The following is a 26,980-nucleotide window of genomic DNA, read 5'->3' as shown; positions in this document are numbered from 1 at the left end:
TAAGAATGAGTGAAAATCACGTTTATCCTGTATCAGCAGAGTTGGCTGAAAAAAGCCTGTTAACGAATGACCAATATCTAGCAGACTACGCTGCATCTATTAGTGACCCAGAAGCTTTTTGGGGTGAGAAGGGTAAAATTTTAGATTGGATTAAACCATATACTAAAGTTAAAAATAGCTCTTACGATCCGGGACATATCGATATTAAATGGTTTGAGGATGGTGAACTTAACGTTTCTGCCAACTGTATTGACCGCCATTTAGCAACAAAAGGAGAGCAAGTAGCAATCCTATGGGAAGGCGACTCTCCTGATCAAGATCAGAGTATTACTTACAATGAACTTCATAAGCGAGTTTGTAAATTTTCAAACGCATTAAAAGAACAAGGTGTACAAAAAGGTGATGTGGTTTGTTTATACATGCCTATGACACCAGAAGCAGCCGTTGCAATGCTTGCCTGTACACGTATTGGTGCGGTTCATTCAATTGTTTTTGGTGGTTTTTCTCCCGAAGCCATTGCAGGTCGTATTATTGATAGTAAATCAAAAATTGTTATTACTGCCGATGAAGGTCGTCGTGGTGGCCGTGCTGTTCCATTAAAAGCAAATGTTGATGAAGCGCTAGAAAAAGAGGGAACAGATTGCGTTGAAAAAGTCATTGTTTTCAAAAACACAGGTGGTGATGTAGCTTGGAATGATCAACGAGATTTAGACTGGGATAAAATAACAGCCCCACAATCAGAACAGTGTCAACCAACTGCAATGAATGCAGAAGATCCTCTGTTTATTCTGTATACATCAGGCTCTACGGGAACGCCTAAAGGTGTACTGCATACTACTGGTGGGTACCTTGTTTACGCAACGATGACCTTTAAATACATCTTTGATTATCAAGAAGGTGATATTTACTGGTGTACCGCTGATGTAGGCTGGATAACAGGTCATAGTTATTTGGTATACGGACCACTGGCAAATGGTGCGACGACATTACTCTTTGAAGGCGTTCCAACTTACCCAACGACAGCACGAATGAGTGAAGTCGTCGATAAGCATAATGTTACCCTGCTTTATACTGCCCCGACTGCAATTCGTGCATTAATGGCAAAAGGCGACGATGCAATTAAAGGAACTACTCGTGAGTCCCTACGTATTCTAGGATCAGTGGGTGAACCGATTAACCCAGAAGCGTGGGAATGGTATTACGATAAAATAGGCAATAAATCTTGCCCTATCGTTGATACATGGTGGCAAACAGAAACGGGCGGCATATTAATTACCCCACTTCCAGGTGCAACAGATCTTAAACCCGGCTCAGCAACACGTCCATTCTTTGGTGTACAGCCTGCATTAGTTGATAACGATGGCGTTATCTTAGAAGGTGCGGTTGAAGGTAATTTGGTTATGCTTGATAGCTGGCCAGGGCAGATGCGTACACTTTATAATAACCACGATCGCTTTGAACAAACCTACTTCTCAACCTTTAAAGGCATGTACTGTACTGGAGATGGTGCGCGACGTGATGAAGATGGTTACTACTGGATCACAGGCCGTGTTGATGATGTGTTAAACGTTTCAGGGCACCGTATGGGTACAGCTGAAATCGAAAGTGCATTAGTTGCTCATCCTAAAATTGCAGAAGCGGCTGTTGTTGGTGTTCCGCACGAAATTAAAGGTCAAGGCATCTATGCCTACGTCACTTTAAATGCAGGCGAATTCTCTTCTCCAGAGCTTTACGCAGAAGTAAAACAATGGGTACGTAAAGAGATTGGACCTATTGCCACACCTGATATTTTACATTGGGCTGAAGGTTTACCTAAGACTCGCTCAGGTAAAATCATGCGTCGTATTCTACGTAAAATTGCAACCGGTGAAAGTGACCAGTTAGGTGATACATCAACACTTGCAGACCCAAGTGTGGTTGATCAATTAATCAAAGAAAATGCTGAACTTTAACATTCGCTAATGAAGTGAGACCTTTGTCTCCCCTATTTACTCTACCTAAAGAGAAAACTAGCTAGTTAATTACCAAGCAGATAGACTCCTAAACATCTTGTTTTAGGAGTCTTTTTTTATGCCAAAGAAAATTAAAGTATTAGTGTTAAATGGTCCCAATTTAAACTTACTCGGACAACGTGAGCCAGAGGTATATGGAAAGCAAACACTCAATGACATTATTGATGAGTTAAGCATACAAGCCGAAGCTATGGACATTGACTTAACTCATATACAAAGTAACCGAGAGTATGAGCTCGTCGAAAAAATTCACGCCTCATTTAATCAAATCGATTTTATTATTATTAACCCAGCGGCATTCACCCACACAAGTGTTGCGATAAGAGATGCGTTACTAGGCGTCAATATCCCATTTATAGAAGTACACCTCTCAAATGTGCATGCTCGAGAACAATTTCGTCATCACTCTTTTCTGTCTGATGTTGCACAGGGAGTTATTTGTGGGCTAGGTGCACAGGGGTACTCACTTGCATTACAATCTATAAAAGCAAAATTAAGCCATTAGCAAGCCCCATTAAAGGTGATATACATCACATTAATTTCACTCAGAAAGGAAATTAATGCAATAAGTCTGAAAAACTACCCGGGTAGGTAGTTACTTTAACGGGCAGGGTAGTGCATTCTTAACTTGTCTTAAGGAATTAAGGCATAGTAGTAAACCCACTTTGATGCCCAAAATGGACTTTGATTGTTATAAAAAGTTGTAATAATAAGAGACATATTACAGGCGAGCCTAACTTTGTTAGGCTTTTTTTTTGCCATATTTTAATCTCTACAAAGAATAAAACTGTTATAATCATCAACAAGTTACATAAATAAAATTTACATATGACCCAAAAGCAGACAAATAAAGAGTTTCTTTTTAGAAGGTGGCAATCGCTTCGCCTCTATAACATTGTCATACTCATCGCTTTTTTGTTTTTCTATGCAGTCGGCACACTACAAAGTTACAGTTTTTTTGCGCCCCCCGCTGCTTTCAATTTACCTTTAATTTTACCCTTAACTGCTATTTTCCTGTGTACCTATCTTATCCATTGCTTAATTGCTAACAAAGATGCACAGAGCCTTCGCTTAATACCGATATTAACGCTTTTTACAACCCTATTTATCACCATAAATAGTCACTTTGAAACACAGACTTCACAAAATAGTTTTCTCTACTTCACCTTACTATTACCACTTTTTTACGCTTATATTCTCTCTTATAATTTCCAATTGCTCATAGCCAATAACCTCATTGCTATCATTAGTTATACTTTTACCGCAGTGGTTGGCGATACCAGCACGTTAGTCTTTATTTTAAACTTAGTGTTTCTCTTCACACTGGGCTTTTTAACTGTCTATTCACACATAAAAAACAATACTTATAGCTCTAAAAGTAGCCCAGTAAAAGCCACAAGAGGGCCCAGCTTAGAAAACCAACAGTCCTTCTATTTAAAAAATATTATTCACGATATTCGTCAGCCATTAAGTAGCCTTGCTTTATATAGCCACCTGATAAAACAGCAAGCCTCAGACGCACAACAAAGCATTGTCATTGAAAACTTAATGAATGCGTCAACACAATTAGACCATTGGCTCTCTTCATTATTAGAGCTTGCGACATTAGACACCAAAACTCTGCCAACTAATATTCAAAACGTACCTGTATCAACCTGCTTTTCAGGTGCGATAGAGAAATATAGATTGCTTGCCAAAGAAAAAAATATTGCACTGAAAACCCACCTTGCTCCATGTTCGCTTTATAGCGACGCAAAAATACTCAGTGAAATTATTGAGCAACTTCTCAGTAACGCTTTAATACATGGCCACCAGCAATCAGGGAAAATTCTATTAAGGGTTTGTGAGAGTAAAACAGGGGTTAATATACAAGTCCATAATAGAGGCCCTAACATCGCTCAAGCGCACCTAGATTCACTATTTGATGAGCAGTATTACCCTAAAAATCCACAGCACAATAAAGCGAAAGGGATTGGTTTAGGTTTAGCATTATCACAACGAAAAGCACAGCTGTTAAATACAGAGATATTAGTTAAAAGTACTGAGGTTGGCTGTTGTTTTTCACTCCAAGTTGCAAAAGGAAAAGAAACAGAAATAATACAAGAGAAAGTGGCATTATCAACAGAAAGTAGCGAGTCGATTCTCCTCATTGATGATGATGCTAGCATTTTAGCTGCATTATCAATGTTGTTAGAGAACTGGGGTTACCGGGTTGATTGTGCTGACAATAGTCAAGAAGCATTACAAGTTTTGGCAAAAAATAGATACGCACTTATTATCTCTGATTATCGTTTACCAGGTGAAAAAAATGGCATTGACCTGATTAAAGTAGCGCAAAAGCAACAAGGTATTCCAGCCGTTTTATTAACCGGTGAAGTAGATCCCGATAAACTAAAAGAGGGAGCATCTAACCTGTATAAAGTTTTGCATAAGCCGATAAAGCCAGCTGCATTAAGGTTACTATTGCGACAGCTACTAAGCCATTAAGTATTTTTTAAAGGGAGTATTGGGAGTAATACCAATTCCGCTAATATAGTGATCAAATATTACGCAGGAAAAAGGAGTTAGTTCAAGGCGAAAATTGATGCAAATGGTTGTTCCCTTTACGAAATTTTTAACGCTGAAATAGCTTCTTTTAACCAGTAAGATTGATCAGTTATTTAGTGAATTTGGTATAATAAGAAGAGTTTGTCTGAGTGTTATATTAAGCGTGTAGTAGTCCAACTTGTAACGCCTTTTCAATCGCTTTAGCGCGACTATTCATACCTGATACATCTAAAACCTGATAAATACCTTTTTGATGGAATTTAACCGTATCAGGTGAAATAGATAACAGTTCAGCAATTTCTCGATTAGTTTTACCTTTATACAACAACGTTAATATTTCAGCTTGACGCCCAGAGAGATGATAACGTACTTTGTTTTGTTGTTCTTCTTGTAATAAAACATCCAACTGATGTTGAATGTTTTCAGGAACAAAAATATTCCCCATGAGCACTGACTCTAACCCAGATAACAAATCCTGTGGTGCATAGTTTTTAGGAATAAAACCCATCGCGCCTTTTTGAAGTGCAATTAATACATCTTTGTACTCTTCACAGGCAGAAAGAACCACGACAGGTGACAAAATACCCCGTTTGGCTAGCTCATCAATTAAACAGATACCATCCATCTCAGGCATGCACAGATCCATTAAAATAAGATCTGGTTGTAATCGTTCGATCTGCATCAACGCAAGTAATGGATTATCAAATACCAGTACCTCGTTATTACTATTTTCTAGGGTTAATTTTAACCCATGTAAAAATAGCTGATGATCATCGATGATTACAATTTTATTCATTCTTTAACCCAGTGGAGAAAACTTGCTCATATTATTATAATTTGAAGAATTTACAATCAACTTATCCACATATCAGGCCTTAAAGCACAGATTTTTAAAGTTGAACCGTATCGTTTGTTTTTTACACCATTGGAAAATTACTCGCTTCCCTGTATTCTCCCTAAAAACTTAATCACACTAGGATAAATAAGATGCCTTGGATCCAACTAAAATTAAATGCAACCTCTGAAAATGCCGAGGATATTGGCGAATTATTGATGAGTAACGGCGCATTGTCAGCGACCTTTACCGATGCCCAAGATACGCCAGTTTTTGAACCCTTACCGGGCGAAACTCGTCTTTGGGGCGATACAGATATCACAGGCTTATATGAAGCTGACGCAGATATGGAAACGATCCTTGAAGTCCTTAAAGGTAGCCCATTATTAAGTAACGATTTTGCTTTTAAAATTGAGCAATTAGAAGATAAAGACTGGGAGCGTGAGTGGATGGATAATTTCCACCCGATGCAGTTTGGCGAGCGTCTTTGGATCTGCCCAAGTTGGAAACCCGTTCCCGATGAAAATGCCGTCAATGTAATGCTCGACCCCGGTTTAGCATTTGGAACAGGCACACATCCCACCACCGCACTTTGCTTAGCATGGCTTGATGGTCAGGATTTACAAAACAAAGTCGTATTAGACTTTGGTTGTGGCTCGGGCATTCTTGCTATCGCTGCACTAAAACTAGGTGCGAAGCGTGTTATCGGAATTGATATCGACCCACAGGCCATTACAGCTAGTCGGGATAACGCAGAGCGTAATGGTGTTTCAGACCAACTTGAGCTTTACCTGCCTGCCGATCTACCTGAAGGCATTCTTGCTGACGTACTCGTTGCTAATATTCTTGCAGGGCCACTTCGGGAGCTATCCGGCAATATTGAAGCGCTCGTTAAACCAGGTGGTTCATTAGCTCTTTCAGGCATTCTTGAGCAACAAGCAGAAGAGCTCATTGAAACCTATGGCGAGTGGTTTGATATGGACACTGCAAAAGTGAAAGAAGAGTGGGCACGCTTATCAGGTCAAAAGCGTCTATAAAACAGACAAAAAAACCACAAAAATGAGATCAATCTGAATATTGGGCGATTTGCAAGCAAAATAATTGCAAAATGGTTAATTATTAACCTTTATTCTGCTTGCAAAAATGCGTACACTACGCCGCCTTGAGTTAGAGAGATTGACTGTTTTATATGCAGATTGGGCAACATCGATTAGACAACAATATAATTTTAGCGCCAATGGCCGGAGTGACTGATCGTCCCTTCCGTGAGCTTTGTAGAAATCAAGGTGCTGGACTCGCAGTTTCTGAGATGCTGTCGTCTAATCCCCGCGTATGGAATAGCAAAAAATCTAGGTTAAGAATGGATTACCATGGCGAATCGGGTATTCGCTCCGTGCAAATTGCAGGCTCCGAGCCAGAAGCAATGGCCATCGCTGCACAGCTATGTGTGCAACAAGGCGCGCAGATTGTTGATATCAATATGGGATGTCCAGCCAAAAAAGTGAACAAAAAGAAAGCGGGCTCTGCCCTACTGCCTCACCCTGAACTTGTGAAAGCAATTTTAGAAACTGTGGTTGATTCGGTAGATATACCTGTGACTTTGAAAATTCGCACTGGCTGGGATCCTGAAAGTAGAAACGGTCTAGAAATAGCACAAATTGCCCAACAAGCTGGTATCCAAGCACTTGCAGTACATGGTCGAACTCGCCAATGCCTTTACAAAGGCGAAGCAGAGTACGACACAATAAAAATAATTAAAGAAAATGTAACCATACCCGTGATTGCTAATGGCGATATAACCAGTGTTGAAAAAGCCAAGTTTGTGCTTGATCACACAGGAGCAGACGCCATTATGATTGGACGAGGTGCACAGGGTGCACCTTGGATATTCAATGAAATAAACCACTACTTAACCACAGGTGAGCACAAAGCACCTTTGGATAAACAGGAAGTCACCGCACTTTTATTAAATCATGTACAAGCGCTACATGCATTTTATGGTGAAGTGATGGGTCCTCGAATTGCTAGGAAGCACGTAGGTTGGTATTTACAAGCGCAAGATCAATTAGGTCATTTTAAACGACAATTTAATGCTATTGACTGCCCTAACGAGCAGTTAAATATATTAGAAATTTTTTTGAATAATTAAAGAGTTAACAGCCATGTTTGAACAAAATATTCCTCAAGAAGCACTTACAACAACAACCAGTATTCCGGCTACCGGGCAAATAACTCAAAAACCACTTCGAGATTCAGTGCGTCAAGCTGTTTCTGGATACGTGGCACAGCTAAACGGCCAAGACACAACTGAGTTATACGAGTTAGTATTATCGGAAGTTGAAGCGCCAATGTTAGATATCATCATGCAGTACACACGTGGTAATCAAACTCGTGCAGCAACTATGCTAGGTATTAACCGTGGTACGCTACGTAAAAAATTGAAAAAATATGGCATGGGTTAATTAACCACCCAGTTTAAAAGAAAAAAGCGACATCGATGTCGCTTTTTTTATATCTAAATAGTAAAAATCTTCTATAAATCACACCATTTTCAAATACACTTTGCTAACATCCATCAATCGAACGACAGGAAGTTGTACGACGACTATTCATATAATGGATTATTTGAATGATAGAATGCCCTAAATCTCCGACCAGCATGCGGATTAATGCTGTTGGATTACTATGCTCACTATCCAGCCTTGTATGGCTTCGCGGTAGCGATCTGTCATCGCCTAGCCTAGCGATTATTATTGCCTCCTTGTCGCTTGCAATACCGATTATCTTCCTTGAATCTCTCTTTTTAAAGTCTTACAAAAACTCTACCACAGGTTTAGATTTTAAACAGAACAATACAGGTTCCTTAACTCGAACAGCGATTAAGTTAGTTGGCTTTTATGCTTGCCTCGCTTTTGTTGCCTTGGTTTACTGGTTATTTCCAGAGTATCGCGGGGGTTATTACGATACCTTTTTTAATTTACTGAAATCCATTTTCACTGGGTTATGCCTTGTTGCTATCCCCTATTTTTATTTTGTTGATCGTATGATGGTTTCGCCAAAAGATGGCTACTGGCAATTAGGCGCATTCATTTTAGGAAGAAACAGATCAGTTGATTGGTCAAGTATCAGTCAACTTTTACTCGGTTGGACAGTAAAGCTTTTCTTTTTACCTTTAATGTTTAAATACTCATCAAACAACCTTAACCTCATTGTTAATCAAGATATAACACAAATATTTACGCTGACAGGTGACTTTAGCGCACGCTATTCTCTTAACCTTTACCAATTTTTTAATAACTTTCTCTTTTATATCGACCTGCTTTTTGTCACCGTCGGATACTGTTTTACAGTGCGCTTGTTTGATGCGCATATCCGCTCAACAGAGCCTACCTTTTTTGGCTGGTTTATTGCCCTTATCTGTTATCAACCTTTTTGGGGCGCAGTATTTGGCTCCCTGTATATTAGCTACAATAGTGGCAGAGATTGGAGTAATTTTTTCTGGGATTTACCACTGGTGCATTTTAGCTATGGAGCGCTGATTCTATTTTTCGTGGTGATTTATGTGTGGGCAAGCATGGCCTTTGGTATCCGTTTTTCAAACCTGACCCACCGCGGTATTTTAACTAATGGCCCATTTAGATATACCAAACATCCCGCTTACATCGCTAAAAATATATCTTGGTGGTTAATTTTCATGCCTTTCTTAGTCGCCCCTGAGTTCGATGATAAATTACGTTTGAGTTTCCTGTTACTACTACAAAACGTTATCTATTTTTTACGCGCACGAACTGAAGAAAAGCACCTTTCAGCAGATGAAAATTATGTCCGGTATGCACAGTATATTGAACAACATGGATTATTTGCATGGGTAGGTCATCGCCTGCCCATTATTAAATTCAAGCGCGGGCAGTTATTTAACAGCCAGTAACTTGAAGCAAATTAAAAAATTTAAACGTACCTCATTCCTAGAGATACGTTTAATTGGTGATCAGCTTTGCTGATTTTTTAAATAAGGAAAAGGAAAGTAACGATATGGAAATAAAAATGAAATTAATTCCTGCGGCACTACTTGCTGCGGGGCTATTTTCAAGCAATGCTTTTGCAGCTGATTGTAGCGCAATTGCAGAGTGGGATAGCAATACGGTTTACACTGGTGGTAAACAAGTGCAACAAGATGGTTTAGCGTATAAAGCAGCTTGGTGGACAAAGGGTGATTCACCAGCCTCTAACTCTGGACAATGGACTGTTTGGGGTACTCCTGAGATGTGTGATGGTGGCTCTAGCTCTTCTTCAAGTAGTAGCTCATCTTCAAGCAGTAGCTCTTCTTCAAGCAGCAGCTCCTCTTCAAGCAGCAGCTCTTCTTCAAGCAGTAGCTCATCTTCAAGCAGTAGCTCATCAGGCGGCACAGGTACTGGTTGTGATGCTGAGCAATATGTTGCTGGGACTAAATATGCAGCCGGACAGTTAGTTCAAAATGCTGGTTTTGAGTTTAGTTGTAGTGTTGCAGGCTGGTGTTCTTCAGACGCGGCTTGGGCATATGCACCAGAGACAGGCGCACATTGGGATGATGCATGGGATAAAGGACAGTCTTGTAACGTTGGTTCAAGTAGTTCTTCATCTTCAAGCTCTTCATCAAGTAGCTCATCATCTTCAAGCTCTTCTTCGAGCAGTTCTTCATCAAGTAGTTCATCTGGCGGTGATTTACCATCGCTTAAACTACCGAAACGTACGCTAGTGGGTTACTGGCATAACTTTGACAATGGCTCTGGTTACATTCGTCTAGACGATGTTTCTCGTGACTGGGATATTGTTAACCTTTCATTTGCTGAAAACAAACGTGGTGGTGCAGAAGGTGAAGTTGCCTTTGAACTATGTCCAATCGGTTGTAATAACGTAGAAACTGAAGAAGAGTTCAAAGCTGGTGTTAAGAAACTTCAATCAGAAGGTAAAATCGTTCTTATCTCTCTAGGTGGTGCAAATGCACACATCTCTTTAGATACGCCAACAGCACGTGATAACTTCATCCGCACTATGGGTGACATTATTGCAACTTACGGCTTAAATGGTTTAGATATCGACCTTGAAGGTGGCTCAATGAACATGACTGCGGGTGATCAGGTACAAGTTGCTAAAACACCAGCAATTGTTTACATGATTGAAGCAGTTAAAACACTTAAAGCTCGCTTTGGTGAAGACTTTATCTTAACGATGGCACCAGAAACAGCTTACGTTCAAGGTGGCGCACAAAACTTTGGTGGCATCTGGGGAGCTTACTTACCGTTGATTGATGGTTTACGTGAAGATCTTGATCTTTTACACGTACAACATTACAACACAGGCTCACTAACGGGCTCTGATGGCGTTATCTACTTCCCTGGTACTACTGATTTCCACGTTGCATTAAGCGATATGATGATCACTGGTTTCCAAGCAGGTGGCGGTACTGATCCATTAAATTACTTCCGTGGTTTACGTGCAGACCAAATGGCGTACGGCCTACCTTCTGGTAATAGCTCTGCATCAAGTGGTTTTACATCTATTCAAGCTGCTCAAGATGCAGTTAGTTGTTTAATTAGCCTAACAAGCTGTGGTAACTACGTACCAGCAAACGCACACCCTAACTTCCGTGGTCTAATGACATGGTCGATTAACTGGGATGCATTTGACGGTTACAACTTCTCTAAACCACATCGTGCATTCTTGAATACATTAAACTAATAACATCTCAGTTTAATCTTTGAATACACAATATAATTAAAACCACCTTCGGGTGGTTTTTTTATCTCTGACTTATGGCGATGCCCGCTTTACAATAACGAGGAGGTTAGGTATACATAATGTTTGCGATTCAACGCCCCCCTACCCTAGGAAAAATATGCTTTCATTACCGATTAACGAACCATTAAAAAACTTGCTTGGCTGGCAACAAAGTGTCTTTTGCATGGCATTAAGTGAACACACCTTGCTCCATTTTCATCTTTTTTGTGATGCGGTTGAAACTGATTTAGGTGAAGAAATTGATAAACTTAACGATCTTTTCTGGGAGAAAATGACCGTTAAAGGAGCAAAAATTAATTTCACCACGCAACAAGAGCACTTCGATACCATTATTCCAGACTCCCGCGATTATGACTTTTATGGTGTTTATCCTGCTATCGAACATTGTGTTATTTTGAGTTGCGCCTTTAACTCTTTTTTAATTAAATCAAAAGAAGAAGCGCTCAATGCGAGCCAAACAAGCTTTTCTACCATTGCTAGCTTTATTGAATTGCAAAGTGGTGAAGAGATAGAAGATGAAGCACTACAAAGCCACCCTCTATTTACTGAAGAGCTTAAATTTCAGACTCATCTGTTAAAAATGCTAGACGCTGAGCGTAGCCCAGAGTTGATAAAATCAGTGAAAACCTACGTGCAAGAATACGGCGTAACTAACCTAGGCATTGCTCTGAGTGACTAATGTCCCCTTTTTTATGTGATTTTTAACACAATAAGGACATTTAAAAGTGATATATCAGACTTTTACACTCATTAAGCTTTACTTAGCAATAGCACTTGAAATACATTAATTCGGTAAGTTACATCAATTTACCTCTTACTCATTATGGAAATCGATAAATGAACAAAACACAACTTGTTGCAGAAATCGCAGAAAAATCAGAACTGACTAAAGTACAAGCAAAAGCGGCTTTAGAGCAAATTCTTTCAAGCATCACTGATAGCCTTAAAGATGGTGAACCAGTGCAGTTAATCGGTTTTGGTACTTTCAAAGTAAATCACCGTGCAGCACGTACAGGTCGTAACCCACAAACAGGTGCGGATATCGAAATTAAAGCGGCAAACGTGCCTGCTTTTGTTGCTGGTAAAGCACTTAAAGAATCAGTTAATGGCTAACCGTTAATTGCTTCTGATAAAAAAGGTGAAACTTCGGTTTCACCTTTTTTTTTGCTACCATTCAAGTTTTTGATAGCCTAATTAGAGAAGCCCATGAATAATGACCAATTTGAACGCTTACGTTGTATTAAACGTATTGATCAAACCAGTGACGCAAGTACCTTTGAGTTTGAACATTTAGACCAACGCCCCTTTGATTTTCAAGCAGGTCAATTTCTTACTTTTGAGATCAATTACTACAATAAACTTTTATACCGCGCTTACTCTATCTGCTCATCACCAGCAAAAGCTAACAGCGTCACCGTTGCGATTAAACGCGTACCAGGCGGTAAAATCTCTAATTACCTCATTGATAATTTACAGGCCGGTCATGCGTTACCCGCGATGACACCAGCAGGGACATTTACACGCCAAGCGAGTAAAACGACTAGTAACCTATTACTAATGAGTGCAGGTAGCGGTATTACGCCTTGCTTGGCTATCGCACGCGATATCTTAGATAATCAGATCGATATTAATATTCATTTTATACATAGCGCACGTAGCTATGATGATGTGATCATGGTGTCACTACTGAATGAACTCGCTTCACAGCATGACAACTTCCAACTTAGCTTGATATTGGAAAACAGTAATGACGCAACACATTTTCAAGGTCGTTTAGACTCATCCCTCTTCACTCAGTTAGTGCCAGATAGTAGTGAGAAAACTATTTTTATCTGTGGACCCTCTTTATATATGAAATCAGTAAAAGAGATTGTCTCGGCCACCGGTTTTGATATGGACTATTTTCATCAAGAAAGTTTTGTTGCTGAAGCAAAAGAGGGCGAAACGGTTTTTTCTGATATCAACCACCAAATTAGCCTACCTGCATTAGATAAGCAGTTTATGGCTAATGACCAGCAAACTCTTTTAGATGCAATGCAAGGCGCTGGCGTTAAAGTCCCATATTCATGTAAATCAGGCATCTGTGGCGCATGTAAATGTAAAGTCTCAGGAGAGGTTGTCAGTAGTAGCAGTGAAGCCCTAACAGCGGAACAAATTGAACAGGGTTATGTGTTAAGCTGTAGCACCAAGGCAAATTCAGACTTGATTGTGGAACTGTAGAACATTAACGACTAAGCGCTGGCTTGATTCAACTTTTACATGCACGTTTCGAGCTAAAACTTTTACGTTTTCGGTATTTCTCAGTGGGTATTTCGACGTTGTCGAGTTCATTTTCTTTGAACGGCCAAAGAAAACGGAACCAAAAGAAAGGCCGACCCGCTATTTTTTATCTTGCACTACCTGATTGCTTAAACGCACCGGCTTGACCTGCACATCCCTGTGCAGGTCAAGCCTAGCCCGCCATCCATGGCGGGACTTGCTAAGCAATCCTGCCTTAGCAAGAAAAATAGAAGGCATTTGTGTCGCACTCATTCTTCAGTTTGTCCGTAAAGTATCCATTTTATAATAAAAAACAGACTTGGGCTTTAGAGCCTAGCTGTTAGCCAAAAGCTTACTAAATAAAAAAGCCGATGCTCCTATAAATTAGGAACATCGGCTTTTTAGTATTAGGCCTTAACTGATAGCTGACAGCTAAAAACTGACAGCTTTGTTAAAACTACTTCTCAGCTTCACGTGCAATTGCACGGTAAGCGATGTCGTTACGATGGAACATACCATCCCAACTGATCTGTTTAGTTAGCTGGTAAGCTTTCTGTTGCGCTTCTGTCACTGTGTTACCCAGTGCAGTAGCACAAAGTACACGACCACCGCTTGTTACTACTTTACCATCGACTTCAGCAGTACCCGCGTGGAATACTTTCAGCCCTTCAGATTCAGCAGGAATACCAGAAATTTCTAAACCTTTTTTGTAATCAGCAGGGTAACCGCCAGCGGCTAAAACAACACCAATAGCAGCTCGCTCATCAAACTCAGCAACCATTCCATCTAGCTCACCGTTTACACCAGCAAGACATAAAGTAACAATGTCAGACTTCATGCGTAACATGATAGGTTGTGTTTCAGGATCACCAAAACGACAGTTATATTCGATCACTTTTGGTGTGCCATCTGCCATGATCATCAGTCCTGCATAGAGGAAACCTGTGTAAGTATTACCTTCGGCAGCCATACCTTCAACTGTTGGGTTAATAACTAAGTCCATCACACGCTGATGCATCTCAGGTGTCACAACAGGAGCAGGAGAGTAAGCGCCCATTCCACCGGTATTTGGACCGGTATCGCCATCACCAACACGTTTGTGATCTTGGCTTGTTGCCATCGCCACTACGTTTTTACCATCGACCATCACGATAAATGATGCTTCTTCACCGTCTAAGAACTCTTCAACAACAACACGATGACCAGCTTCGCCAAAAGCGTTACCAGCTAACATATCTTGAATAGCATCTTCAGCTTCTTGTAAGGTCATCGCTACAATGACACCTTTACCAGCAGCAAGACCATCAGCCTTGATTACAATTGGTGCACCTTTTTCACGAACATACGCTAAAGCAGGTTCAATTTCAGTGAAGTTTTGGTACCAAGCCGTAGGGATATCATGACGCGCTAAAAAGTCTTTAGTGAATGCTTTAGAGCCTTCTAACTGTGCAGCACCTTTAGTAGGACCAAAACAAGCAAGCCCCGCTTCTTGGAACGCATCAACGACACCAATGACAAGTGGCGCTTCTGGGCCAACAATCGTTAGCTCAACGTTGTTTTCTTTTGCAAACGCAACTAATGCATCGATATCTTCAACACCGATATTAACGTTAGTTACTTTAGCTTCTAGTGCGCTACCCGCATTACCCGGTGCAACAAAGATATTTTTAACTTGTTCATTTTGTGCCACTTTCCATGCTAAAGCATGCTCACGACCACCACTACCAATAATCAAAACATTCATTTTGTTTTCCTTACGTAAGCCAGAACGTCGCCATTTAACGCTATTTCATCGTCAAAAGTGATCATTTAGACGACTAAACTGCGCGCTTTTTTCTTGAACTAACGCTAAATAGCTTAACTCTGACTCACTGCAATTCTTTAATAATAATTTAAAAAGTTTGTTATCTTTTACTAAATGATTTCATTTTAAATCCAGGTAAAAGATTAATTGTATTTTTGCTAAGTGATTTCTTTCGAAATCAAGAAGGAAGCGCGGAGTTTGCTACTGCAAGTAAGCGCTTTCCACCTTAAAATTACAATTAGATTAATTGCGTTTTTACTAAGTGGTTTAGTTCGTAATCAAGAAGGAAGCACGGAGCTTGCTACTGCAAGTGAGTACTTCCGACGCAGAGTACGAATTAAAACACGACGTAAAAACCAATTAATGGCGGAAGTGACGCATCCCCGTGAACACCATCGCCATGCCGTGCTCGTCAGCGGCTGCGATAACTTCGTCATCACGCATTGAACCACCTGGCTGAATAACACAGCTAATGCCTGCTTCTGCAGCTGCATCGATACCATCACGGAATGGGAAGAATGCATCCGACGCCATTACTGAACCTTCAACCACTAGGTTTTCGTCAGCAGCTTTAATACCTGCGATTTTCGCACTATAAACACGGCTCATTTGACCTGCACCAACGCCAACCGTTGCGCTATTTTTAACGTAAACAATCGCATTAGACTTAACAAATTTAGCCACTTTCCAGCTAAATAGAAGATCTGTCATTTCAGACTCTGTTGGTTGACGTTTAGAAACTACTTTAAGATCATCAAGTCCAACCATACCTTGGTCTCTGTCTTGCACTAATAAACCGCCGTTAACACGTTTGATGTCGAATTCAGTAGTTTTATCAGCCCACTGACCACATTCAAGCAAACGTAGATTTTTCTTAGCAGCAACAATTTGTGCAGCTTCTGCGCTTACTGTTGGTGCAATAATAACTTCAACAAATTGACGAGAAACAATCGCTTCTGCCGTGTCTGCATCTAGTTCACGGTTAAACGCGATAATGCCACCGAATGCAGAGGTAGGATCTGTTTTGTAAGCACCTTCGTAAGCATCTAAGATATTACCTGCAACTGCAACACCACATGGGTTTGCATGCTTCACGATCACACACGCCGGCTCAGAGAACTCTTTAACACACTCAAGTGCCGCGTCAGTATCGGCGATATTGTTATACGAAAGCGCTTTACCTTGAAGCTGTGTTGCAGTAGAAACAGATGCTTCCTGAACTTCATTTTCAACATAGAAAGCAGCAGCTTGATGAGAGTTCTCACCGTAACGCATGTCTTGCTTCTTCTGGAATTGCATGTTGAAAGTGCGTGGGAATTGAGATTCCTCATCGCCTTCTTTATTTTCACCGTAACTCGGCACTTTAGTACCGAAGTAGTTTGCAATCATGCCATCGTATTGAGCAGTATGCTCAAAAGCAGCAATCGCTAGGTCAAAACGCGTTTGGTAAGTTAGGCTACCATCGTTGCTGTTCATCTCTTCTAAAATACGTGAGTAGTCAGACGCATTAACTACAATCGTTACATCTTTGTGGTTTTTCGCTGCAGAGCGAACCATTGTTGGACCACCGATATCGATATTTTCAATCGCATCTTCGAGTTTACAATCTGGGTTCGCAACCGTTGCAGCAAATGGATATAGGTTTACAACAACCATATCAATCGCTTGAATATCGTTTGCTGACATAATCTCTTCGTCAACACCGCGGCGAGCAAGAATGCCACCATGGATTTTCGGGTGAAGTGTTTTAACACGCCCATCCATCATTTCAGGAAAACCTGTGTAATCTGAAACTTCAGTTACATTAATGCCGTTATCAGCAAGTAGTTTACAAGTACCACCTGTAGAAAGGATTTCAACACCTTTCTCTGCTAATTCACGTGCAAATTCAACAATACCTGCTTTGTCAGAAACACTCAGTAGTGCTCTTTTGATCGGTCGGCTAGTTTCCATTTTCTTACTCTTTCCTCGGTTAAATTAATCATCAGCAATAGTTCGAAATGAGCTATTTGTACTCATGTATATCTAAGCGCGGTATTCTACCCGAAAATGAAGCTAATTTGAGCTATTTATTTTTATTTGCTGGGTTTTTTAGTCTTTAAAACAGGAGTGAAAGTGCTTTAAAAGGTGGGAAATGCCTTTAATATAGGGAGTTAGTGAAGATAGAAAGTAAAAAGCCATGTCAGAAACATGGCTTTAATATTTTTCAGGAAAAATACAAATGATAATTATTGATGGTAAGGCACACTTAACTCATGTACTGCATCAACAAACACTTTGGCATTTTCAGGTGGCACATCTAAATGAATACCGTGCCCTAGATTAAACACATGACCATTCCCCGTACCAAAGCCTTCCAGAATAGTGGCAACTTCCTGACGAATTCTTTCTGGAGAAGCGTATAACATTGATGGGTCCATATTACCCTGAAGCGCAACACGAGAGCCAACACGTGCTTTCGCCTCTGCCATATCAATCGTCCAATCCAGACCGATTCCATCACAACCCGTATCTGCAATCTGCTCGATCCATTGACCGCCATTTTTTGTAAATAACGTCACTGGAATTTTTTGACCATCATAGCTGCGGGTTAAGCCATCAACTATTTTTGCCATATATTGCAGCGAGAAGTCTTTGTAATCGCGTGGTGATAAAATACCGCCCCAGGTATCAAATACCATCACAGATTGCGCGCCCGCAGCAATTTGTGCGTTTAAGTAACTAATCACAGAATCCGCTAACTTATCTAATAATGCGTGTAAAATTTGAGGATCAGCAAAGGCCATTTTTTTAATTTTAGTGAAAAATTTTGAGCCACTACCTTCAATCATATAAGTCGCTAAAGTCCATGGGCTTCCTGAGAAACCGATCAAAGGCACTTCGCCCTTTAAATCACGACGAATCGTACGTACCGCATTCATGACATACTGCAGTTCACCTTCAGGATCAGGCATGATTAGGTTATCAACATCTTTCTTACAACTAATTGGTCGTTCGAATTTAGGGCCTTCACCCTCTGCAAAATATAAACCTAATCCCATCGCATCAGGAATGGTTAGAATATCAGAAAATAGAATAGCAGCATCAAGATCGAAACGGCGCAGAGGTTGCAGTGTCACTTCACAGGCAAGATCAGCATTACGGCAAAGCGACATAAAATCACCTGCTTGTGCACGTGTAGCTTTATATTCTGGCAAGTAACGACCAGCCTGACGCATCATCCATACCGGTGTTTTATCAACATCTTGCTTTAACAAAGCGCGAATATAACGATCATTTTTTAATTCCGTCATGCTTATCTTTCCTGTTATTCTTTATAATTAGGTTGCGCGTATGCTAACACTTTTAACCGTTATTTTAATAACTTTCTAGCAGATCTTATCTATCTGACAATTAATTAATCGCCTCGCTAAGGTTCCTTCATTAGGCAAGTTTGGTAAGTCATCTAAGTCGTACCAAGCTGCACTGACTAACTCCTTTGGATCAATATTAATATCACCTGATTGATACTCTGCGACATACCCCATCATCAAAGAATGTGGGAATGGCCAAGGCTGGCTAGCGACATACTCAATATTTTTTACTTTGAGGCCAACTTCTTCAAATACTTCACGTTCAACGCAATGTTCTAGTGTCTCACCAGCTTCTGTAAAACCCGCAAGCGTAGTGAATACTTGTAAATTATTTTTCTGATGACGTCGATGCAAAGCAAGTAACAATTTTTTACCTTTGCGTACCGAAACAATCATGCAAGGGGAAACCCTTGGGTAGCAACGATGCTGACAGTGGTAACATTTCATCGCCACCTCCCAATCAATCGCATGCATTTTATTGCCACACTGACCACAAAATTGATGGGTTTGGTAAAACAGCACGAGTTGAAATGCACGGCCAGCCATATCAAATAAGCGATCATCAACCACACCTAATAAAGCACGTAGTTCACTGTACTCACCAAAGCCAATATCTTGCGGTTGCTTAAGATTAATTAGATAACATGGGCTAGATTGGTATTCTCCAATATGCACTCTGTCTTTGACGATGGATTCGGTTAAAGGAAGATCATCTAAATTACCATAAGGGATAAGTTCGCCCTGAGGTTGCAACAAAATCTGTCCCTGCGCAATGATAAACCACCAACAATTTTTCCCTTTATTCATTTTTTACCTTTATAAATCCTTAATCACTTCACAGTTATACATGAAGATAAGCGCTAAACTCAAATTCAAGTTGACGATAACAGCAATATTCTTTAGTTTTCGAATTCAATTTTCCACAAAAGCAATAATAAGGAAGTCCAATGCTAACCAAATTAGAACAAGCAAAAGAGGAATGGGGAGGCACGCTATCCATTATCGATAACTGGCTTGAAGCACGACAAGAGTGCGTGGTTTTGTATTGTCAATTAGCAGGACTGCCACCTTACCAAACATCAGAGCGCAGCTTGCCAGAACAGAAAAAGATCACTAAATTCTGTCAGTTATTGCTTGATTATGCTTCAACAGGCCATTTTGAGGTTTATGAACAGATTATTGCTCAGTGCAAACTAGATGGTGTAGAGAACTTGAAAATTGCACAAGAGCTTTACTCTCGTATCACTACCACAACAGATACAGCACTTAACTTTAATGATAAATATGCAGAAAATGCGAGTGATAAAGCACTGCTTGATTTCGATAAAGATCTGTCGGAACTAGGACAGATTATGGAAGGACGTTTTGAACGAGAAGACCAACTACTAGAAGTAGTTCACCTTCATCATACTCTCGCTTAAATAATTCGCTTACTCTTAGCAAGAAGCTGAGAGTAAGCCTTTTTCTTAAGCATGCTCTGCAACTTGAGAATCTAGGCTATTTTTCAGCAGTAAAAAGTACTCCTCAATAAACTCACGTTGCGAAGGCGTGGCTGACTTATTCCAAAACATTCCCAATATTTGCTCAATATCTTCCAACAATTTGTCACCTTCAGCCATTACAGTTAACCGCACCGCAGGCTCAAGTTGTGGCTGTTGCTGAAAAAAAGTGAGTAACATATCCGCTATCTGATCAGAAACAATATCAGCAATTAACACCCCTTCCTCAGAGCCATTAACACCTTCAAAAAGATCTAAATTGTCAGCAAAATAACCGATACAGGCATGGTAAGCTTCACTATCAAGTAACATCAATAACACCCTTAAATTTTATGTTTACTAAAATATAGCCATATTTAACTAGATTACTAAATAAGTTAGCCTGTTGAACCAATCGAATTAAGCATGCAACCTCAATTTGGCACAGAAAAAAGAACTTATCTCAAAGAAAATGTTTTCGTAACAACTTGTTTTAAATATATAAATTTAACAAAGAGATAATTTTTAACCAATAAAAGAGAGTAACTATTTACTTCGTTTGGTATGAGTGACTAACTTTCATTCATCTCTTTCAAATACCCATCGCGCCTTGCGTTAAATGCCTTTTTATTCTTTTTCGGAATCTCTTGAGAAAGTGGTAGATTAACCTTCATTGCATTTACCGGTTTACCATAGATATGAAATTCGTAATGTAAATGTGGTCCCGTTGAGCGCCCAGTGTTACCTGATTTGGCAATCAAACGTCCCATTTTAACGCGTTGCCCTTTACTGACGTATATTTTACTAAGATGCAAATAACGGGTGGTATATTTACGCCCATGCTTAATAACAATGTAATTACCGGCGGCCGGATGATAGCCAGCTCGTTGCACTACACCATCACCAATAGAGTAAACCTTCGTACCGATGCCTACAGCAAAGTCGGTGCCATTATGTGGTGAGATTCTTTTCGTGACGGGGTGTAAGCGTCTTGGATTAAATGATGAACTGATGCGATTACGACCATCAAGTGGTGAACGGCGATAAGCTTTGCCTAGCCCTTTTCCATCTTCATCATAGTAACGTCCATCTTCATTTAAGAAAGCACTATAGGTTTGTCGATTAGTTTTAATTAATACCGCCAAGACTTCACTGTCGTAAGTATACTGACCATCAATGTATTGCTTAGAGACTAATACATGAAAAGTATCACCGATGCGTAATTGACGATTAAAATCGAACTTTTCCTGTAGCGCGCTTGATATCTGCTGAATTTGCCCTGCAGAAAGGCCTGCTTGTTTAGCATTAATATAGAAACTACCAGTAACATTACCTTCATAATAACTGTTACGCCACTCTCCCTCCTGAGTATCTAAAAATGAGACGTAGCTCCCCTCTTTTAGTACAAATGACAAGGTACTAGCAAAATCAATTTTTATTTTTAACGCTAGTAATTGATTCTCGGCATCCAGTAATAATTTAATCTCTTGCCCTGGTAATAAATTTCCTAAGCGTAAATGATCTTTATCCGCTTCTTGTAAAGCATGGAGTACGGCAGCAGAAAGCCCTTCTTTTTGAAACAGCGTACTTAACGAGTCTCCCTCTTTAATCGTCCAGACGATTTCCCGTTTACCGCTAAAATCAAAATCAGTATCACCATACTTTTCAGGTAAAGCAGTGGCAGGCACTGCTTTAGCATAGCCATCATCAACAGGGACATGCACAGGCAGGGTTAGTGGGCGCTTAATATTTTTAGCGGGTTCAGACTGACTTGGTAAGAAAGAAATAACCAGCAGACACACAAACAAAATAATAAGGGCAAAAAAATGTTTACGCGGTAGGTTATTAATAAACGAAATAAACACTGTAAAAAACGCTTTAATGCGATTTAAAAAAAACATAATACAACTCGTACAGACGGTAACAATATAGAAGGCGAGCAGGGAGTATACCCCCATGATAGTTACAGATGCAAAGAGGCTTTTATGAACTATTATGATTCTCAATATTGACCTGAATTGTAAATGATAAATATTAACGTTAATAATTAAAGTAGCTTTCATCACAAAAATAGGTAAGATAGACGTCTAGATGTAAAAACATCCAAAGAAATTATTTTAATAAATTAGTAGGAGCTCATATGTCACGTGACTTATTTACTTCAGAATCAGTTTCTGAAGGTCATCCAGATAAAATCGCCGATCAAATCTCTGATGCGGTACTTGATGCCATTTTAAAGCAAGATAAAAAAGCACGTGTTGCTTGTGAAACCTATGTAAAAACAGGCATGGTAATGGTTGGTGGTGAAATCACCACTGACGCTTGGGTCGATATCGAAGAGATCACTCGTAATACAGTACGTGAAATTGGTTACACAAGTTCAGAAATGGGCTTTGATGCAGACTCTTGTGCCGTATTGAATGTAGTTGGTAAGCAGTCACCAGATATCAATCAAGGTGTTGACCGTAGCGACCCTCGTGAACAGGGTGCTGGCGACCAAGGTTTAATGTTTGGTTACGCAACAAACGAAACTGACGTTTACATGCCTGCACCAGTCACTTACGCACATCGTTTAGTAAAAAAACAAGCAGAAGTTCGTAAAAATGGACAACTTGACTGGTTACGTCCAGATGCAAAGAGCCAAGTAACGTTTGCCTATGAGAATGGCGTTATTGTGGGTATTGATGCGGTAGTACTTTCTACACAGCACTCTGAAGAGATCAAACAAAATGATCTTGTTGAAGCAGTAATGGAAGAGATCATCAAACCTGTATTACCAGCAAACCTATTATCGGAGCGCACTAAGTTTCACATCAACCCAACAGGGCGTTTTGTTATCGGTGGTCCGGTAGGAGATTGTGGTCTTACGGGTCGTAAAATCATCGTTGATACTTACGGTGGTACTGCACGTCACGGTGGTGGTGCATTCTCAGGTAAAGATCCATCAAAAGTTGACCGTAGTGCAGCATACGCAGCACGCTATGTTGCAAAAAATATTGTTGCAGCTGGTCTTGCAGATCGTTGTGAAATTCAAGTTTCATATGCCATTGGTGTTGCTGAGCCAACATCTATTAGTGTTGAAACATTTGGCACTGAAAAAGTTGCAAAAGATCTTATCGTTAGTTTAGTGAGCAAACACTTCGATTTACGCCCATACGGATTAATCGAAATGTTAGATCTTATCCAACCTATCTACCAAGAAACAGCTGCATATGGTCACTTTGGTCGTGAACAGTTCCCTTGGGAAGCATTAGATAAAGTTGAAGCGCTTAAAGCAGATGCATTCTAACCATACTGCAGGTTATCGTCATTCAGTCGCTCTTCTACGTCGAAAGCATGCATTTAGATAAACTAAGTGACGTGCTTTGCTCTTGAAAGCAGACTAAATGACTAGACCCTAGTGGCTTATATGCTAACAGAAGAAGATAAAAAAGCACTTATGCTTCAAGGTGAACATTTTTTCATCGAAGCTGAGTGCTTTTTTAATCGCCCATTTATTCGTCCGACTTACCTTTTTAATCAACGAGGTAAAGCTGCCGGCACCGCACACCTACAACGTAACCTGATTAAAATTAATCCGATCCTCTTCGCTAACAATAAAAAAGAGTTCTTTGCACAAGTAATTGGTCATGAAGTTGCACACCTTATTACTTTTCAACATTATGGAAAGGTGCGCCCACATGGTAAAGAGTGGCAGCATGTAATGACACAGGCTTTCAGGTTACCAGCACTCACCACCCACCAACTTAATATCGATGACGTAGTCGGTAAACAGTTCCCCTATCGTTGTTTATGTAGTACGCATAAACTGACAATTCGTCGTCATAACAAGGTACTTAAAGGTACACAATATCTCTGTAAAAAATGTCGCTCGATACTTCACTTTGATCCGATAGTTTGAACTAAGTAGCAATCATAGCGTTTGCTAAATAGATTAAGCACTGTATTATAATTGCCCAATCAAGCCTCATCACACAGGCAATAAAACAGCGTAAGTTATTGTATTTAAGGATATTAAAGAAGTGCCTAGATTTAAATATAGCCTTATACTGGCCCTTATTATGCTTGCAGGTTGCAGTACTAAAATTAAAACCCCTGATCCAGTTGTAGAAACACCTATTGCTAAGAATGAGCCTGAGATTAGCCCCCCTAAGAAAATTGAGAAAATAAAAAAAGTTTCTCCGCCAAAGCCGCATATTGCGCAAGAAAAAACCTATCATGCTGATGGAAGGCTAGCCTATGTCACTACTTTTAAAGACAATATCAAAGTCGGCACTGAACGTTTTACCTACTATAAAAGTGGTGAGTTATCCATTAAATCTCACTTTGTTAGAGGCGTAAAACATGGGCAAGTTACCTATTACTCAAAAAATGGCGACATTTGGCGTTCGGAACAATACAAACAGGGTAAAAAAGATGGTGAGTCTATCTCCTATTATGCGCCCGGGTTAATCGCTAAACGCTCTCAATATAAACAAGGGATAAATGAAGGTATCGAAGAAGCATTTGACCGCAGTGGATTACGAACCGATAAGTGGTTATATCAACAAGGAAAGCTGATCTCTCATTTTAAGTTCCAATATTTTAACAGTGGTAACCTGCAGTTTGAACATACCTACCTAAATGGTAAAAAACAGGGTATCTCTCGCGAATATAACCCACAGGGAAGGTTAATCAGTACCACTAACTACAAAGCTGACCTACGCCATGGTAAAACCTTAAAATTTTATGACAATGGTAAAATTAAAGTTGAACAACAATACGTCAATAATTTGCAAAGTGGCAGTAGTAGCGGATATTTTCCAAATGGCGCATTACAATGGCAAGCCTACTATCTTGATGGTCTAAGAGAAGGTGATTACAAAGAGTATTATCAAAATGGACAACTTAGAAAACAGATCATCTATCAGAATGATAAACAGAATGGTCCAAAACGTTTCTTCCACGAAAACGGTTATTTGAAATATGAGCTCACGATGAAAGACTCTAAAGCCACCGGCTTACTCAAAGAATTTGATGAAGAAGGGAACTTGAAGGTTACTCGGCATTATACTGAAGGTAAAGTAACCAAAGAAAACAGTAACTTTTTAAATGGTTATCTTCTTTGGTTAAGTGAAAATGAAGTAGAGAAGCTAGTTAATTAACGTTTAAAGTTATCTAAAATAATGCCCGTTGCCATTGCCACGTTTAAAGATTCTGCGTGCCCAAAATTGGGAATGGTAATTTTATTAGAGATAAATGCCTCTACTTCAGAAGAGATGCCATGAGATTCACTGCCCATTACAATAAAAGCAGAGTCAGCTAGTTGCGCCTGATGAATATTTTCTCCCGCTAAAAATGCCCCGTAAATTGGACTACTCTGAGCTTTTAAATAATCAGGCAGTGGTGTGTGCGAAACCTTAACCCGTGCGAAGGACCCCATGGTAGCAGCGATAACCTTCGGATTATAGAAATCGGCACAATCAGGACTACACACGACATGTTTAATGCCATACCAATCTGCAACACGCAATATCGTCCCTAGGTTACCGGGATCACCGACCTGGTCTAATACTAAAATTAACTCGTCAGTCTTAATCGTCGGTAGCTTCGCGTCTTTACATTCCACTACAGCTAATACACTGTTATTAGTTACTAACGTGCCCGCTTTATTAAGCTCTTCTTCGCTCGCTTCGATGGTTTTAGCGATTAAATGATGCTCCCTTAATAATGCCCCTTGCGCATTGATGTAGCTTGGGGTTGCAAAAATATGTTTAATAATAAAGTCAGAATGAAATAGCTCCGCCACATTCTTTTCACCCTGCACCAAAAATAGGCCATGTTTTTTTCGCTGCTTTTTAGACTCAAGCGCTTTAATTAGTTTTAACTGGTTTTTGGAGATCATATTTTTTTCCTGGAAAATAACAGAGCAAGTTGAACGGTGATAGCTACAAATAGCAACACATAATTAATGCGTCTTCACGCCCATTTTCTGAAGGGTAATAAGCTTTTCGAACATCAACTTCGACAAAGCCTGCTTTTTGATAAAGTGCAATCGCACTGTGATTTGAACATCTCACCTCTAACCATATCTCTTGTTGCTCATTTTTGCGTGCGTGATCTACTAAAAATTGTAAAAGATATTGCCCTGCACCTTGACCTTGAACGTCAGGTGAAATGGCGATATTCATAAGCGTAACCTCACCAGCAACTGAGCTAGCGACAAAATACCCGATCACCTTCTCATCATAAAACAACACATGGTTAAAATAACGCTGACCAAAGTTACTTAAAAACAACTTCTCAGACCAAGGGTGGCTATGTGCAAGGGATTCTATTGCGGTGATAGATTTAATATCGCTAAGCCCCATTGGCAGGACCTTTAACTGTTCATGACAAAGCACAAAACTGCTCCCATAATTGTTTTTTAGCGTTAGGTTGCAGTGCGAGCTCTGCAATCGCAGGTGAGCGTAACAAAGTATGACCATGCGGTTGATTTATATCACCTAATGTTGACCAAATAATAGTAGGTAAGCTCCCCTGTTGATTTTCAAACTGCTCCAAGGTGCAACAACATACCTCGTCTTTACTGATCTGAAAGGCAGTCAATACCGCTTCTGTTAATGGGTGTTCGAACTCGCCAGCGGCACAGATAATTAGAAGTTTACACGCGCTAAGATCTAACATCGGAAAGCCACTCCCCTGAGTAAATAACCCCGGTTTACGAACTTGCCAATGGGTGATTCCCATCTCCTGCAAAAAAAATGCTTTTTGGTGCAACATAATGCGCTCATTATTCAATGTTAAGGCGCTAATAATAACACCGAATAAAAAAGATCCGAAAAGAAAAGATCTAGATCATATTACCCTTTAGAGTTCTTGACAGCGTTCCCATAATTAATCATTATTAGGTATCCTAATAGCTCTATATTTTA

General features: G+C 40.0%; 25 protein-coding genes. 15 read left to right on the top strand and 10 right to left on the bottom strand.

The window, feature by feature from the left end; all coding sequences use genetic code 11:
• The first annotated feature begins 5 nt into the window (after nt 1-5).
• The 3 genes from acs to CW745_RS10725 all read left to right on the top strand — a co-directional run bounded on the left by acs (nt 6) and on the right by CW745_RS10725 (nt 4,499).
• Nucleotides 6-1,952 carry an acetate--CoA ligase gene (gene acs, locus CW745_RS10735; RefSeq protein WP_101108642.1) on the top strand — a complete coding sequence of 649 codons (1,947 nt, stop codon included), beginning with the start codon at nt 6-8 and terminating at the stop codon, nt 1,950-1,952.
• A 118-nt stretch (nt 1,953-2,070) separates the two neighbouring features.
• On the top strand, nt 2,071-2,517 hold the full coding sequence (aroQ, locus tag CW745_RS10730) for a type II 3-dehydroquinate dehydratase (RefSeq protein WP_101108640.1): 447 nt from the start codon (nt 2,071-2,073) through the stop codon (nt 2,515-2,517).
• Between the two features lie 323 nt (nt 2,518-2,840).
• Nucleotides 2,841-4,499, top strand: a complete 1,659-nt coding sequence (locus tag CW745_RS10725; protein ID WP_101108638.1) for a hybrid sensor histidine kinase/response regulator — start codon at nt 2,841-2,843, stop codon at nt 4,497-4,499.
• A 217-nt stretch (nt 4,500-4,716) separates the two neighbouring features.
• On the opposite strand, the gene CW745_RS10720 is transcribed toward CW745_RS10725, so the two are convergent.
• A complete protein-coding gene (locus CW745_RS10720) occupies nt 4,717-5,355 on the bottom strand; it encodes a response regulator transcription factor (protein ID WP_101108636.1) in 639 nt (212 codons plus the stop codon).
• 191 nt (nt 5,356-5,546) lie between these two features.
• Here CW745_RS10720 and prmA point away from each other — a divergent pair, with 191 nt between their 5' ends.
• The 8 genes from prmA to CW745_RS10680 all read left to right on the top strand — a co-directional run bounded on the left by prmA (nt 5,547) and on the right by CW745_RS10680 (nt 13,392).
• Nucleotides 5,547-6,431, top strand: a complete 885-nt coding sequence (prmA, locus tag CW745_RS10715; protein WP_101108635.1) for a 50S ribosomal protein L11 methyltransferase — start codon at nt 5,547-5,549, stop codon at nt 6,429-6,431.
• Nucleotides 6,432-6,583: 152 nt separating this feature from the next.
• Nucleotides 6,584-7,543, top strand: a complete 960-nt coding sequence (gene dusB, locus CW745_RS10710; protein ID WP_101108634.1) for a tRNA dihydrouridine synthase DusB — start codon at nt 6,584-6,586, stop codon at nt 7,541-7,543.
• 13 nt (nt 7,544-7,556) lie between these two features.
• The gene (gene fis, locus CW745_RS10705) at nt 7,557-7,856 is read left to right on the top strand and encodes a DNA-binding transcriptional regulator Fis (RefSeq protein ID WP_101080750.1); all 300 of its coding nucleotides are present in this window, start codon (nt 7,557-7,559) and stop codon (nt 7,854-7,856) included.
• A gap of 167 nt (nt 7,857-8,023) precedes the next feature.
• Nucleotides 8,024-9,322, top strand: a complete 1,299-nt coding sequence (locus CW745_RS10700) for an isoprenylcysteine carboxylmethyltransferase family protein (protein ID WP_101108633.1) — start codon at nt 8,024-8,026, stop codon at nt 9,320-9,322.
• 116 nt (nt 9,323-9,438) lie between these two features.
• Nucleotides 9,439-11,112, top strand: coding sequence for a glycosyl hydrolase family 18 protein (locus CW745_RS10695; RefSeq protein WP_202973188.1), 1,674 nt, complete (start codon nt 9,439-9,441; stop codon nt 11,110-11,112).
• Between the two features lie 157 nt (nt 11,113-11,269).
• Nucleotides 11,270-11,851, top strand: coding sequence for a YjaG family protein (locus tag CW745_RS10690; protein WP_101108631.1), 582 nt, complete (start codon nt 11,270-11,272; stop codon nt 11,849-11,851).
• Nucleotides 11,852-12,009: 158 nt separating this feature from the next.
• A complete protein-coding gene (locus CW745_RS10685; RefSeq protein WP_101108630.1) occupies nt 12,010-12,285 on the top strand; it encodes an HU family DNA-binding protein in 276 nt (91 codons plus the stop codon).
• 93 nt (nt 12,286-12,378) lie between these two features.
• Nucleotides 12,379-13,392, top strand: a complete 1,014-nt coding sequence (locus tag CW745_RS10680; RefSeq protein WP_101108629.1) for a hybrid-cluster NAD(P)-dependent oxidoreductase — start codon at nt 12,379-12,381, stop codon at nt 13,390-13,392.
• Nucleotides 13,393-13,888: 496 nt separating this feature from the next.
• On the opposite strand, the gene purD is transcribed toward CW745_RS10680, so the two are convergent.
• The 4 genes from purD to nudC all read right to left on the bottom strand — a co-directional run bounded on the left by purD (nt 13,889) and on the right by nudC (nt 19,395).
• Nucleotides 13,889-15,175, bottom strand: a complete 1,287-nt coding sequence (gene purD / locus CW745_RS10675; protein ID WP_101108628.1) for a phosphoribosylamine--glycine ligase — start codon at nt 15,173-15,175, stop codon at nt 13,889-13,891.
• 420 nt (nt 15,176-15,595) lie between these two features.
• Nucleotides 15,596-17,188, bottom strand: coding sequence for a bifunctional phosphoribosylaminoimidazolecarboxamide formyltransferase/IMP cyclohydrolase (purH, locus tag CW745_RS10670; RefSeq protein ID WP_101108627.1), 1,593 nt, complete (start codon nt 17,186-17,188; stop codon nt 15,596-15,598).
• Between the two features lie 275 nt (nt 17,189-17,463).
• Nucleotides 17,464-18,528, bottom strand: coding sequence for a uroporphyrinogen decarboxylase (hemE, locus tag CW745_RS10665; protein WP_101108626.1), 1,065 nt, complete (start codon nt 18,526-18,528; stop codon nt 17,464-17,466).
• Between the two features lie 75 nt (nt 18,529-18,603).
• Complete coding sequence (gene nudC, locus CW745_RS10660; RefSeq protein WP_101108625.1) at nt 18,604-19,395, bottom strand: NAD(+) diphosphatase; 792 nt, start codon at nt 19,393-19,395, stop codon at nt 18,604-18,606.
• 140 nt (nt 19,396-19,535) lie between these two features.
• On the opposite strand from nudC, the gene rsd reads away from it, so the two are divergent.
• Nucleotides 19,536-20,009 (top strand): sigma D regulator, encoded by a 474-nt coding sequence (gene rsd / locus CW745_RS10655; RefSeq protein ID WP_101108624.1) that lies wholly within the window; start codon nt 19,536-19,538, stop codon nt 20,007-20,009.
• 45 nt (nt 20,010-20,054) lie between these two features.
• Here rsd and CW745_RS10650 read toward each other — a convergent pair whose 3' ends face one another.
• Nucleotides 20,055-20,399, bottom strand: coding sequence for a DUF3802 family protein (locus CW745_RS10650; RefSeq protein ID WP_101108623.1), 345 nt, complete (start codon nt 20,397-20,399; stop codon nt 20,055-20,057).
• Between the two features lie 239 nt (nt 20,400-20,638).
• Nucleotides 20,639-21,967 (bottom strand): peptidoglycan DD-metalloendopeptidase family protein, encoded by a 1,329-nt coding sequence (locus CW745_RS10645; protein WP_101108622.1) that lies wholly within the window; start codon nt 21,965-21,967, stop codon nt 20,639-20,641.
• 239 nt (nt 21,968-22,206) lie between these two features.
• Here CW745_RS10645 and metK point away from each other — a divergent pair, with 239 nt between their 5' ends.
• From metK to CW745_RS10630, 3 genes are all read left to right on the top strand, one after another.
• Nucleotides 22,207-23,355 carry a methionine adenosyltransferase gene (gene metK, locus CW745_RS10640; RefSeq protein WP_101108621.1) on the top strand — a complete coding sequence of 383 codons (1,149 nt, stop codon included), beginning with the start codon at nt 22,207-22,209 and terminating at the stop codon, nt 23,353-23,355.
• 120 nt (nt 23,356-23,475) lie between these two features.
• Entirely contained in the window at nt 23,476-23,967 is a 492-nt protein-coding gene (locus CW745_RS10635) for a SprT family zinc-dependent metalloprotease (protein WP_101108620.1), read from the top strand.
• Nucleotides 23,968-24,088: 121 nt separating this feature from the next.
• On the top strand, nt 24,089-25,210 hold the full coding sequence (locus CW745_RS10630; RefSeq protein WP_101108619.1) for a toxin-antitoxin system YwqK family antitoxin: 1,122 nt from the start codon (nt 24,089-24,091) through the stop codon (nt 25,208-25,210).
• Here CW745_RS10630 and CW745_RS10625 read toward each other — a convergent pair.
• From CW745_RS10625 to CW745_RS10615, 3 genes are read right to left on the bottom strand one after another with little or no spacing between them, the layout of a single operon-like run.
• A complete protein-coding gene (locus CW745_RS10625) occupies nt 25,207-25,950 on the bottom strand; it encodes an RNA methyltransferase (RefSeq protein ID WP_101108618.1) in 744 nt (247 codons plus the stop codon). The two genes, CW745_RS10630 and CW745_RS10625, sit on opposite strands and share 4 nt — an antisense overlap.
• Nucleotides 25,951-25,993: 43 nt before the next feature.
• On the bottom strand, nt 25,994-26,449 hold the full coding sequence (rimI, locus tag CW745_RS10620) for a ribosomal protein S18-alanine N-acetyltransferase (protein ID WP_238596781.1): 456 nt from the start codon (nt 26,447-26,449) through the stop codon (nt 25,994-25,996).
• On the bottom strand, nt 26,436-26,828 hold the full coding sequence (locus tag CW745_RS10615) for a DNA polymerase III subunit psi (protein ID WP_101108616.1): 393 nt from the start codon (nt 26,826-26,828) through the stop codon (nt 26,436-26,438). Before CW745_RS10615 ends, rimI begins: the two co-directional genes overlap by 14 nt.
• Between the last annotated feature and the right edge of the window lie 152 nt (nt 26,829-26,980).

It is taken from the genome of Psychromonas sp. psych-6C06, from assembly GCF_002835465.1.
Taxonomy (GTDB): Bacteria; Pseudomonadota; Gammaproteobacteria; order Enterobacterales; family Psychromonadaceae; genus Psychromonas.
The sequence above is the reverse complement of the archived record's forward strand: the minus strand, read 5'-3'. Positions and strand labels throughout refer to the sequence as shown.

What these genes read in the sequence shown, in the direction of transcription:
- acs (WP_101108642.1), top strand. Translation starts at nt 6, where the DNA reads ATGAGTGAAAATCACGTTTATCCTGTATCAGCAGAGTTGGCTGAAAAA.
- aroQ (WP_101108640.1), top strand. Translation starts at nt 2,071, where the DNA reads ATGCCAAAGAAAATTAAAGTATTAGTGTTAAATGGTCCCAATTTAAAC.
- CW745_RS10725 (WP_101108638.1), top strand. Translation starts at nt 2,841, where the DNA reads ATGACCCAAAAGCAGACAAATAAAGAGTTTCTTTTTAGAAGGTGGCAA.
- CW745_RS10720 (WP_101108636.1), bottom strand. Translation starts at nt 5,355, where the DNA reads ATGAATAAAATTGTAATCATCGATGATCATCAGCTATTTTTACATGGG.
- prmA (WP_101108635.1), top strand. Translation starts at nt 5,547, where the DNA reads ATGCCTTGGATCCAACTAAAATTAAATGCAACCTCTGAAAATGCCGAG.
- dusB (WP_101108634.1), top strand. Translation starts at nt 6,584, where the DNA reads ATGCAGATTGGGCAACATCGATTAGACAACAATATAATTTTAGCGCCA.
- fis (WP_101080750.1), top strand. Translation starts at nt 7,557, where the DNA reads ATGTTTGAACAAAATATTCCTCAAGAAGCACTTACAACAACAACCAGT.
- CW745_RS10700 (WP_101108633.1), top strand. Translation starts at nt 8,024, where the DNA reads ATGATAGAATGCCCTAAATCTCCGACCAGCATGCGGATTAATGCTGTT.
- CW745_RS10695 (WP_202973188.1), top strand. Translation starts at nt 9,439, where the DNA reads ATGAAATTAATTCCTGCGGCACTACTTGCTGCGGGGCTATTTTCAAGC.
- CW745_RS10690 (WP_101108631.1), top strand. Translation starts at nt 11,270, where the DNA reads ATGCTTTCATTACCGATTAACGAACCATTAAAAAACTTGCTTGGCTGG.
- CW745_RS10685 (WP_101108630.1), top strand. Translation starts at nt 12,010, where the DNA reads ATGAACAAAACACAACTTGTTGCAGAAATCGCAGAAAAATCAGAACTG.
- CW745_RS10680 (WP_101108629.1), top strand. Translation starts at nt 12,379, where the DNA reads ATGAATAATGACCAATTTGAACGCTTACGTTGTATTAAACGTATTGAT.
- purD (WP_101108628.1), bottom strand. Translation starts at nt 15,175, where the DNA reads ATGAATGTTTTGATTATTGGTAGTGGTGGTCGTGAGCATGCTTTAGCA.
- purH (WP_101108627.1), bottom strand. Translation starts at nt 17,188, where the DNA reads ATGGAAACTAGCCGACCGATCAAAAGAGCACTACTGAGTGTTTCTGAC.
- hemE (WP_101108626.1), bottom strand. Translation starts at nt 18,528, where the DNA reads ATGACGGAATTAAAAAATGATCGTTATATTCGCGCTTTGTTAAAGCAA.
- nudC (WP_101108625.1), bottom strand. Translation starts at nt 19,395, where the DNA reads ATGAATAAAGGGAAAAATTGTTGGTGGTTTATCATTGCGCAGGGACAG.
- rsd (WP_101108624.1), top strand. Translation starts at nt 19,536, where the DNA reads ATGCTAACCAAATTAGAACAAGCAAAAGAGGAATGGGGAGGCACGCTA.
- CW745_RS10650 (WP_101108623.1), bottom strand. Translation starts at nt 20,399, where the DNA reads ATGTTACTTGATAGTGAAGCTTACCATGCCTGTATCGGTTATTTTGCT.
- CW745_RS10645 (WP_101108622.1), bottom strand. Translation starts at nt 21,967, where the DNA reads ATGTTTTTTTTAAATCGCATTAAAGCGTTTTTTACAGTGTTTATTTCG.
- metK (WP_101108621.1), top strand. Translation starts at nt 22,207, where the DNA reads ATGTCACGTGACTTATTTACTTCAGAATCAGTTTCTGAAGGTCATCCA.
- CW745_RS10635 (WP_101108620.1), top strand. Translation starts at nt 23,476, where the DNA reads ATGCTAACAGAAGAAGATAAAAAAGCACTTATGCTTCAAGGTGAACAT.
- CW745_RS10625 (WP_101108618.1), bottom strand. Translation starts at nt 25,950, where the DNA reads ATGATCTCCAAAAACCAGTTAAAACTAATTAAAGCGCTTGAGTCTAAA.
- CW745_RS10615 (WP_101108616.1), bottom strand. Translation starts at nt 26,828, where the DNA reads ATGTTGCACCAAAAAGCATTTTTTTTGCAGGAGATGGGAATCACCCAT.